This is a genomic window from Actinophytocola sp., assembly GCF_035762905.1.
GTDB lineage: Bacteria > Actinomycetota > Actinomycetes > Mycobacteriales > Pseudonocardiaceae > DASYTH01.
In genome coordinates, this window is the sequence record NZ_DASUCC010000076.1 from 70312 (window position 1) to 80376 (window position 10065).

At 73.0% G+C, this 10065-nt stretch carries 6 protein-coding genes; 4 read left to right on the forward strand and 2 right to left on the reverse strand.

Annotation, left to right across the window (positions count from 1 at the left end; genetic code table 11):
• From VFV67_RS15170 to VFV67_RS15185, 4 genes are all read left to right on the forward strand, one after another.
• The gene (locus VFV67_RS15170) at nt 1-1191 is read left to right on the forward strand and encodes a cytochrome P450 (protein ID WP_326470593.1); all 1191 of its coding nucleotides are present in this window, start codon (nt 1-3) and stop codon (nt 1189-1191) included.
• Nucleotides 1192-1244: 53 nt separating this feature from the next.
• Nucleotides 1245-1967, forward strand: coding sequence for a TetR/AcrR family transcriptional regulator C-terminal domain-containing protein (locus tag VFV67_RS15175; protein WP_326470579.1), 723 nt, complete (start codon nt 1245-1247; stop codon nt 1965-1967).
• Nucleotides 1968-2056: 89 nt separating this feature from the next.
• Nucleotides 2057-4339, forward strand: a complete 2283-nt coding sequence (locus VFV67_RS15180; protein ID WP_326470581.1) for a S9 family peptidase — start codon at nt 2057-2059, stop codon at nt 4337-4339.
• 78 nt (nt 4340-4417) lie between these two features.
• Nucleotides 4418-4804, forward strand: a complete 387-nt coding sequence (locus tag VFV67_RS15185; protein ID WP_326470583.1) for a VOC family protein — start codon at nt 4418-4420, stop codon at nt 4802-4804.
• Here VFV67_RS15185 and VFV67_RS15190 read toward each other — a convergent pair.
• A complete protein-coding gene (locus VFV67_RS15190; protein WP_326470585.1) occupies nt 4685-6151 on the reverse strand; it encodes an MFS transporter in 1467 nt (488 codons plus the stop codon). The two genes, VFV67_RS15185 and VFV67_RS15190, sit on opposite strands and share 120 nt — an antisense overlap.
• Before the next feature lie 12 nt (nt 6152-6163).
• A partial coding sequence (locus VFV67_RS15195) for an SDR family NAD(P)-dependent oxidoreductase (protein WP_326470587.1) occupies nt 6164-10065 on the reverse strand: 3902 nt, incomplete at its 5' end.

Sequence of the window (10065 nt, forward strand, 5' to 3'; positions counted from 1 at the left end):
ATGGAGACCGTGGTCGAGCGGTGGAACATCCACCCCGACCTCAAGTGGTTGCGCGGAGTTCGCCCGGAATCGGAGGTCGAGTACGACGAGCGGCTCAACGCCTGGTTCGTCTACGGCTACCAGGACGTCTACGACATCATCAACGACCCCGGCACGTTCTCCAACAAGACCGCGCAGCTGGCCGCCGTCCAGATCGACGAGTCGTTCGCCGAGGGCGACCTGTCCCAACTGGATCCGCCGGAGCAGACCAGGTACCGCAAGCTGATCAGCCGCGCGTTCACCCCGAAGGTCGTCGCCGGCCTGGCACCCCGGATCACCGCGATCACCGCCGGACTGATCGACGCCATGCGCGGCAGGGACCGGGTCGACCTCGTGCCCGACCTCGCCTACCCGCTCCCGGTCATCGTCATCGCCGAGCTGCTCGGCATCCCGGCCGGTGACCACGAACTGTTCATGGCCCACTCCACCACCGTCATCGAGCAGATGAACGGCCTGTCCTTCCTGGACGCCGAGGCCGAAGCCGACGTCGGCCACGCCCTCGAACAGTTCCTGCCCATGCTCGACTACCTGCGTGCGCAGATCGCCGAACGTCGCGCCCACCCGCGCGACGACCTGCTGAGCCGCCTCATCCTCGCCGAGGAGGACGGCCAACGGCTCAGCGACAACGAGATCGTCAACCTGACCAACATTCTCCTCGGCGCCGGCCACATCACCACCACCATGCTCATCGGCAACGCCATGACCTGCCTGGACGCCAACCCCGACCAACTCGCCCAGCTCCGCTGCGACCGCACGCTGGTTCCCGGTGCCCTGGACGAGGCGCTCCGCACGCTCAGCCCCTCCGCCGGCGTCTCCCGCCGCAACACCACCGCGGTCGAACTCTCCGGCGTCCGGCTCCCCCCGGAGCAGATGATCCTGCCCTGGATCGCCGCCGCCAACCGCGATCCCCGCACGTTCACCGACCCGGACACCTTCGACATCCGCCGCACCCCCAACCCGCACCTCAGCTTCGGGCACGGCGTCCACTTCTGCATCGGCTCCCACCTGGCCAGGCTGGAAGCCCGCATCGCCATCAACGCCCTGCTGGACGCCTTCCCCACGCTGCGCACCGACCCCACGGATCCTCCGGTCTTCTTCCCCACCCCCGACCTGATCGGCCCCAAATCGCTCCCCATGCGCACCCGGGACTGAACTATGTGCAAGTCGCACTCGAACGTCGTGCAAGATGCCGGTACGATCTGGGCATGCCCCGGGACACGCTGACGCGCGAACGGATCGTGAACACGGCGATTCAGTTGCTGGATGCCGAGGGGCTCGAGGGGCTCAACATGCGCAGCCTCGGGGAACAGCTCGATTCCGCGGCAACGGCCGTGTACTGGCATGTGAAGAGCAAGGACAACCTGGTCATGCTCGCCGGGGACCAGGTGTGGAAGGAGATCGAGCTGCCCGACCTCGACACCGGGGACTGGCGGACCTCCGGGATGACGATGGCCAAGGATCTCTACGCCATGTTCACCCGGCATCCGTGGCTGGTGCAGGCCATGGGCACGCACCTGTTCCAGGGGCCGGGAAAGGCCCGGCACGACGACCACAGCCTGGCCATCTACGAGCAGGCCGGGTTCGTGGGCGCGCGGGCCGACCAGGCGCTGACCACGGTGTACGTGTTCGTGCTCGGTAGCGCCATGGGTGGGTCGGCGGCGGTGACGCTGCGCCGGAAGCTGCGCCGCGACGGGCGCGACCCGGAGAAACTGATCCGGGAAACCCTGGCCCAGGCAACCGAGATCGCGATGCAGTTTCCGCGCCTGCGCGCCCGGCTCGAATCCGTCGACCTGGATGACGCCGACTACTACGCGGCTCCGGAGCAGAGTTTCGAATACGGTCTGGAAGCGATTTTCGACGGACTGGAGCGGCAGCTCAAACTCGGCTCCGCGGCCCCGCGACCGCAAGGGAACGGCTGGTACGCCTGAACTTCGCTGTCCTGGCGACCAGACCGGGCAGGATTCGCGGGACAATGGTTCCGCAGGTATCTCACCTCCGTTCGGGACGAGGGCAACCCATGGTCACACCCCCGTTGGACGCGCGCGCCTACCGGACCGCGGAGCGGCTGCTGCGGCACAATCGCGGCGAGTTGGTGCTCGGCGGCCGGATCCGGCCCCGGTGGATCGAGGACGGCGCCCGGTTCTCCTACACCGTGAACACGGTGGCGGGTAAGCGTTTCATCCTCGTCGATCCGGCGACCGGGGTGCGGGGGCCGGCGTTCGACCACGAGCGGCTCGCGGCCGCGCTGGCCGAAGCGTCTGGCCAGGAGGTCGACGCCGCGGCCCTGCCGTTCCCGGCGATCGAGCCGGCCACCGGGGCGGTGGAGTTCGACGCGTTCGGCACGCACTGGCGGTGCGAACTGGACGGTTACGAGTGCCGGCCGGCCGAGGGCGACCCGCCGGGCAGCCCGCTCGAGGTCCGGTCCCCGGACGGCAAGACCGCCGTGTACCGGGCCGGGTACGACCTGCGCGCGCGATCCGTCGACGGGGCAAGGGACTGGGCGCTGACCGACGACGGCACCGAGGACCTGGACTACGGCGCCAACCCGGACTACCTGATGTACTCGACGTTGCTGACCAAGCTCGGGCTGCCGCACCTGCCGCCGGCCGTGGCGTGGTCGCCGGACTCGACCCGGGTGCTGACCCACCGGACCGACCTGCGCGGGCTGCGCCGCACGCACCTGGTGCGCAGCGCGCCCGGCGACGGCGGCGAACCCGGCCTGATCACCCAGCGGACCGCGTTCGCCGGGGACGACCGGCTGCCGCTGGCCGAACTGGTCGTGATCGACGTGGTGACCGGGCAGGTGGTACCGGCGCAAGCCGAACCGGTGGCGATGCCGACGATGTCGCCGATCTTGGCGAAGTGGGCGTGGTGGGCCGAGGACGGCTCGGCGGTGTACTACCTGAGCTGGAGCCGGGATGCGCGCACACTGCGGCTGCACCGGCTCGACCCGGCCACCGGCGCGGTGCGCACGCTGCTGACCGAGACCGGCGCGACCCGGGTCGAGCCCGCGCAGCAACAGCTTGCCCGGCCGGCGGTGCGGGTGTTGTCCGGCGGCGAGGAGGTGCTGTGGTACTCCCAGCGGGACGGCTGGGGGCACCTGTACCTGTACCGGGCCGGTGCGCCGTGCGCGCGGGTGACCTCGGGACCGTTCGCGGTGCGGGAGATCCTGCATGTGGACGAGCGGCGGCGGGTGGTCTGGTTCACGGTTTCCGGGCTGGTCGCGGCGGATCCGTACCGCCGCACGGTATGCCGGGCGGGGCTGGACGGCACCGGGTTCACGCCGGTCAGCGCGGACGACGACGACCACGCGGTGACCGTGCCGCCGAACGCGGAGTACTTCGTGGACTCGGCGTCCAGCACCGCGACCCCGCCGGTGATCACCGTTCGGGACTGGGACGGGCGGGTCCTGGTCGAGCTGGAGCGCGCCGACATCACCCGGCTGACCGAAACCGGCTGGCGCCCGCCGGAACGGTTCCGGGTCACGGCCGAGGACGGGACCGACGTGTGGGGCCTGCTCTACCGGCCGCACGGCTTCGATCCCGCCGGACGGTACCCGGTCATCGACACCCCGTTCGGCATCCCGACCGGCACCCGGGTCAACCCGTCGTTCGATCCCGGCTACTACGGCTACGACGCCGAAGTTCTCGCCGCGCTGGGATTCGCCGTGATCGCGGTGGACGGTCGGGGATCTCCCGGCCGGGACAAGGCGTTCCACGACGCCTCGTACGGAAACCTTGCCGACGCCTGCGGTCTGGCCGACCACGTCACCGCGCTGCGCCAACTGGCCGCGACCCGGCCGTGGCTGGACCTCGACCGGGTCGGCGTGACCGGCATGTCCGGTGGTGGTTTCGCCGCCGTGCGAGCGATGCTCAGCTTCCCCGAGGTGTTCACGGTCGGCGTCGCCGAGTCGGGGATGCACGATTTCCGGCAGCTGGACGCCGGCCTTGCCGAGGCCTACAACGGCCCGTACGACGCGGACAGCTACACCGCTGCGTCCAATGTGGACAATGCGGATGCGTTGACCGGTAAGCTGTTGCTGATCCACGGCGGCCTGGACGACCGGGTCTCCCCGCACCTCACGCTGCGCCTCGCCGAACGCCTGGTCGCCGCCGACAAGGACTTCGAGCTGTTCATCGTCCCGGACGCGGACCACATCTACTTCGGCTACGAGCACCAGGTAAACCGGCGCAAGTGGAACTTCCTGGTCCGCCACCTGCTGCACCGGGAACCGCCCGCCGGCTACCGACTCACCCCGGCCCCGGTCGACCTGGCCGCCCTGGCCGATCTGTTCGGCTGAGACACATCGACTCGGTTTTGAGGTAACGTGGTGGGCTCTTCACCCAGCCGATCACCACGACGAAGGGATGACTCAGCCATGACCGCGATCGACGACAGCGAGGCCACTGTCCGCTACATCGTCGACGACGTGCCGGCCGCCATCGACTTCTACACCAAGCATCTCGGGTTCACGCTGCGCTCGGCGCACCTGCCGGCGTTCGCCGACGTGACCCGCGGACCGTTGCGGCTGCTGCTTTCCGGAGCGGCCAGCTCCGGTGCCCGGGCCACCCCCGAGGACGCGAACACCGCCGGCCGCAACCGGATCCACCTCATCGTCGCCGACCTCGACGCCGAGATCGAGCGGCTACGCGGCGCGGGGCTGCCGTTCCGCAGCGACGTCGTGTCCGGACCCGGAGGACGGCAGGTTCTGCTCGCCGACCCCGCCGGCAACCTCGTCGAGCTGTTCACGCCCGCCGGCCAGTAGCGGGGTCAACGCGGCGGTCAGCAGGAACGCCGCGACGTTGAACCAGAGCGTGGCGGACACCGCGGCGCCGAAGTCCGCGGAACCGATGAGGGCGAACAGAATCGCGCCCGCGCCGGCGATGCCGATCGCCGAGCCCAGCTGCGTGGTGGCGTTGACCACCCCGGAGCCGGCGCCCGCGTCCCCGGCCGGCAGGCCGCCGAGCACACAGGTGGCCAGGATCGGCGTCAACAGGCCCATTCCCACGCCCACCAACAGGTTCGCCGCGGCCACCTCGACCCAGTCGAGGTCCGGCCCGCGCAGCCGCACGGCCAGGATCGTGCCCAGCACGGCGAGCGCGACCAGCAGGGCGCCCCCGGCGACGAACCGCCGTTCCCGGCCGCCGCCGAACCGGTACGCGACCTGGAACATCGCCACGATGCCCAGCGGACAGGCGGCGATGGCGAGCGCCGTCCGGCCGGCCGGCCAGCCGAGGCCGAACTGCAGGTGGTAGGTGAGCACGAAGGTGTAGGAGGTGGCGCCGATGAACGCGAACAGCGCCACCGCCAGGCCGGCCGAGAACGAGCGGCGGCGGAACAGGGACAGCGGCACCAGCGCCGAGCTCCCCCGCAGGCGCTGGTGCGCCACGAACCCGGCCAGCAGCGGCCCGGCCGCGGCCAACAGGGCGAACATCCAGACCGGCCAACCCTGTTCGCGGCCCTGCATCAGCGGGTAGAGCAACGCCAGCGCGGCCGCGCTGAGCAGCAACATGCCCGTCAGGTCCAACCGGGGGGCGGACTCGCCGCGCAGCGCCGGCAGCAACCGGGCACCGAGCACCAGGGCGAGCACCCCGATCGGCAGGTTGACGAAGAACACCGCGCGCCAGCCGAGACCGAGCAGATCGAGGTCGGTCAGCAGGCCACCGAGCAGCGGCCCGCCGACGCTGCCCACGCTGAGCATCCCGCCGACCACCGCCGCGGCCAGCGGCAGCTCCCTGCGGTCGAACATCCGCACCACGAACGCCATGACCTGGGGCAGCATCAGGGCCGCCATCAGCCCCTGGGCGACCCGCCCGGCCACCAGCTGCGCCGGGGAACCCGCCAGGCCGGCCACCACCGAGGCCACCGTGAACAACGCCACCCCGGTGAGGAACATCCGCTTGGCGCCGAATACGTCGCCCAGCCGGCCGCCGGTGATCAGGAACATCGCGAAGGTCAGCGCGTAGCCGGTCAGGGTCCACTGCGCGGTGGCGAACCCGACGCCGAGATCGCGCTGGATGCTCGGCAGCGCAACGGTCACGATGTTCGCGTCCAGCCCGTCGAGGAACCCGGCAAGGCCGAGCACGCCGAGCGCCACCATCCGGTTCCGCACCTGATCACTCCCTCACAGCGCGCCGAGCACGTCGTCCAGGGTCCGGTCCATCTCCTCCTCGGTCAGGCCCCCGGCCGCGTCCATCGCCCACCGCGTGCCGGCGGCCGGGTCATCCGGCGGCGCGGCGGGCGGCTCGCCGAAGGACAGCCGCTCGTACAGGAAGTCGGCGATCGCCCGCGGCGTCGGGTAGTCGAACGCCAGCGTGCTCGGCACGGCCACGTTGGTGTCCTTCGTGATGCGGTTCTTCAGCTCCACCGCCATCAGCGAGTCCCAACCCAGGTCCCGCATCGGTTTGTCCAGCGGCGCCGCGTCCGAGCCGGACAGCCCGAGCACCGCGGACACCTCCTGCTGGACGAACCCGCGCAGCGCGGCGAGCCGTTCCTCCTCGGCCAGACCGGCCAGCCGGTCCCGAAACGCCGACGGGGTGGCCGCGGCGTGGCCGGCCCGCTTCGGCTTGGGCCGCACCAACTGCCGCAGCACGGCCGGCGGGTCCGCGGGCAGCCGGCCGAGGTCCAGCTTGACCGGCACCAGGTGTGCCTCGGGCCGGGCCAGCGCCGCGTCCAGCAGCCCGAGGCCTTCGCTCGGGGTCAGCGCCGCCACGCCCTGGCGGCGCATCCGGGCCAGCTCGGCCTCACCGAGGCGGGCGGTCAGGCCGGTGCCGCCGCGCGCCCACAGGCCCCAGGCGAGACTGGTCGCGGCCAACCCGCGCCGGTTGCGGTGTGCGGCAAGGGCGTCCAGGAACGCGTTGGCGGCGGCGTAGTTGCCCTGGCCGGGCGAGCCGAGCGTGCCGGCGACGGAGGAGAACAGCACGAACGCGGCGAGATCCAGCTCCCGGGTCGCCTCGTGCAGGTGCCAGGCGCCGGACAGCTTGGGCGCCAGCACCCGCTCGAACCGGTCGGGCGTCTGGTTGGTCACGACACCGTCGTCGGTCGTCGCCGCCAGGTGCACCACGGCGGTGAGTGGGTGCTCGCGGCCGGCCTCGGCGACCAGCTCGGTCACCGCGCCGGCATCGGCCACGTCACCGGCGAGGACGCGCACGGACGCCGCGCCGGCCGCCCGGAGCAGCGCGCACAGCTCCGCGGCGCCGGCCGCCGCCGGGCCCTGCCGGGAGGTGAGCACCAGGTGCCGCACCCCGTGCGCCGTGACCAGGTGGCGGGCGACCTCCCGGCCCAGCTCGCCGGTGCCGCCGGTGACCAGCACGGTGCCGTCCCGGTCGAGTGCGCGCGGCACGGTGAGCACGATCTTGCCGGTGTGCCGGGCCTGCGCCATGAACCGGAACGCGGCCGGTGCCGCGCGCACGTCGTAGGCCAGGTACGGCAGCGGTGTGATCACGCCCTGGTCGAGCAGCCCGGACAGCGCGGTGAGCATCCGGTGCAGCTCCCCCGGGTCCAGCGACATCAGGTCGAACGCCCGGTAGGCCACGCCCGGGTGCGCCGCGCCGACCTCCAGCGGGTCGCGCAGGTCGGTCTTGCCCATCTCCAGGAACCGGCCGCCGGGCCGCAGCATCCGCAGCGACGCGTCGGTCAGCTCACCGGCCAGCGAGTTCAGCACCACGTCGACGCCGTCCGGCCAGGCCCGCTCGAAGCCGGCGTCGCGGGAGGACGCGATCCGGTCACCGGGCAGCCCGAGCCGGCGCACGGCCGGCCACTTCGCCGGGCTGGCCGTGCCGTACACCTCGGCGCCAAGGTGCCGCGCGAGCTGCACGGCGGCCATGCCGACGCCACCGGCCGCCGCGTGCACCAGCACCCGCTCGCCCGCGACGACCCGGCCGAGGTCGACCAGCGCGTGGTAGGCGGTGAGGAAGGCGAGCGGGATCGTGGCGCCCTGCTGGAAGCTCAGCGCGTCGGGCAACCGGGTCAGCAGCCGGGCGTCGCCGCGCGTCCGGGTGCCGAAGGCGCCGAACGCCAGGCCCATCGCCCGGTCGCCGGGTCGCAGGTGGGTCACGCCGGGGCCGGTGGCCAGCACCACGCCGGCCAGCTCGAGGCCCAGCCTCGGGGTGGCGACCATGCCCAGCGCGTTGAGCACGTCGCGGAAGTTCATGCCGGCCGCCCGGACATCGACCAGCACCTCGTGCTCGCCGAGCGGCGCCGACAGGTCGGCCGGGATCAGCTCGAGGCTGTCCAGGCTGCCCGGCTCGGCCAGGTCCAGCTGCCAGGGCGCCGGGCCCGGCGGCGGGGTGAGGGCGCCGCCCTCGGCGCGCACCAGCCGGGGGACGTGGCCGGTGCCGCCGCGCACGGCCAGTTCCGGCTCCCCGGCGAGCGCGAGGGCGGCCGGGAGCGGCCCGGCATCGTCGGCATCGTCGTCGAGATCGACCAGACGCAGCACCCGGTCCGGCTGCTCGCCGCGCACCGCCCGGATCAGCCCCCACAGGGGGGTGCGGGCGAGCGCGTCCACGGCGTCCTCGGGCCGGGCGGCGACCGCGTTCCTGGTCACCCAGACCAGCTCCGCGTCCGCCAGGCTCGGCTCGGTGAGCAGGCGTTGCAGCACCGGGAGCGCGCCGATCGTGCCGGCCATGGCCGCGGTGCCGGTGCCGGGGCCGGTCGCGTCGACGACGATCCGGCGCGGCCGGCCGGCGCCGGCCAGCAGCGCATCGAGGTCGGCGAAGCCGGGCACGTCGAGGGCCGCGGGCAGCGGGCCGGCGCCGAGCACGACGGTGCCGGCCATGCCGTCCGGGTCGGGGAGTCGCACCGGCTGGAAGGCTAGGCGGTACAGGTGATCGGCGCTCGACGGGCGCAGCTTCGCCGGGTCCACCCGCTGGATCGCGAGCCCGGTGGCGTGCAGCACGGGCGTCCCGGTCGGGTCGGTGGCGAGCACGGTGACGGTGCGGCCGGCACCCGTTGCCGCCGTGGTCTCGATCCGGACCCGCAGCTCGGTGCCGCCGGCCGCGTGCAGGGACACGCCGGTCCAGGCCACCGGCAGCGGCACCGTGTCCGGGGACTCGTCGTCGATGCCCACCGCGGCCAGCGCGTGCAGGGCGGCGTCGAGCAGCGCCGGATGGACACCGAAGGCGCCGGCGGCCTCGCGGTGCGCCTCGGGCAGCAGCACCCGGCCGTAGGCGACGCCGTCGCGGCGGGCCAGGCCGACCAGGCCCTGGAACGCCGGGCCGTACTCGAGGCCCTGCTCGGCCAGGCACGGGTAGAAGTCGTCGAGCGGCATCGGCTCGGCCCCGGCGACCGGCCAGTCAAGCAGGTCGGCGAGCCCGTCCGGCCGGTTGCCCGGTTCCGCGGCGGTGAGGTGTCCGCCGGCGTGCGCGGTCCAGTGCTCCGGGTCCGCGGTGGTCTCGGGCTGGCTGTAGATCCCGACCGGCCGGTGCCCGTCGTCGTCGGCCGGGCCGACGGTGACCTGGATCCGGACCGGCGTGCCCTCGGCGAGCACGAACGGTTGGGCCAGGGTCAGCTCGCCGACGCCCGCCGCGCCCACCGCCCGGGCGGCGGCCAGCGCGAGGTCGAGCAGGCCGGTGCCGGGAACGAGCACGGTGCCGGACACGGCGTGATCGCGCAGCCACGGGTGCTCGGTCAGGGACAGCCTGCCGGTCAGCAGATGGCCCTGCCCGCCGGCGAGCGACAGTTCCGCGGCCAGCCAGGGGTGATCGGCCGGCAGCAGACCCGAATGCCGGACGTCGCCGCCGCCGGCCGCGGGCGCCAGCCAGAAGTGCTGCCGCTGGAAGGCATAGGTCGGCAGGTCGGCGCGGCCCGCCCGGTCGACGACCCGGTCCACGGCGATGTCCTGCCCGGCCACGTGCAGCGCGCCGAGCGCCCGCACCAGCGCCCGTGCCTCGTCGACCTCGCCCGGAAAGTGCTGGGAGGCAACGAAGACCGCGTCGCCGGTCAGGCAGCCGGCGGCCATGCCGGACAGCACGGCGGCCGGGCCGCACTCGAGGTATCGGGTGCTCCCCTGCTGTTCCAGGGTGTGCA

What these genes read in the sequence shown, in the direction of transcription:
- VFV67_RS15175 (WP_326470579.1), top strand. Translation starts at nt 1,245, where the DNA reads ATGCCCCGGGACACGCTGACGCGCGAACGGATCGTGAACACGGCGATT.
- VFV67_RS15185 (WP_326470583.1), top strand. Translation starts at nt 4,418, where the DNA reads ATGACCGCGATCGACGACAGCGAGGCCACTGTCCGCTACATCGTCGAC.
- VFV67_RS15170 (WP_326470593.1), top strand. Translation starts at nt 1, where the DNA reads ATGGAGACCGTGGTCGAGCGGTGGAACATCCACCCCGACCTCAAGTGG.
- VFV67_RS15180 (WP_326470581.1), top strand. Translation starts at nt 2,057, where the DNA reads ATGGTCACACCCCCGTTGGACGCGCGCGCCTACCGGACCGCGGAGCGG.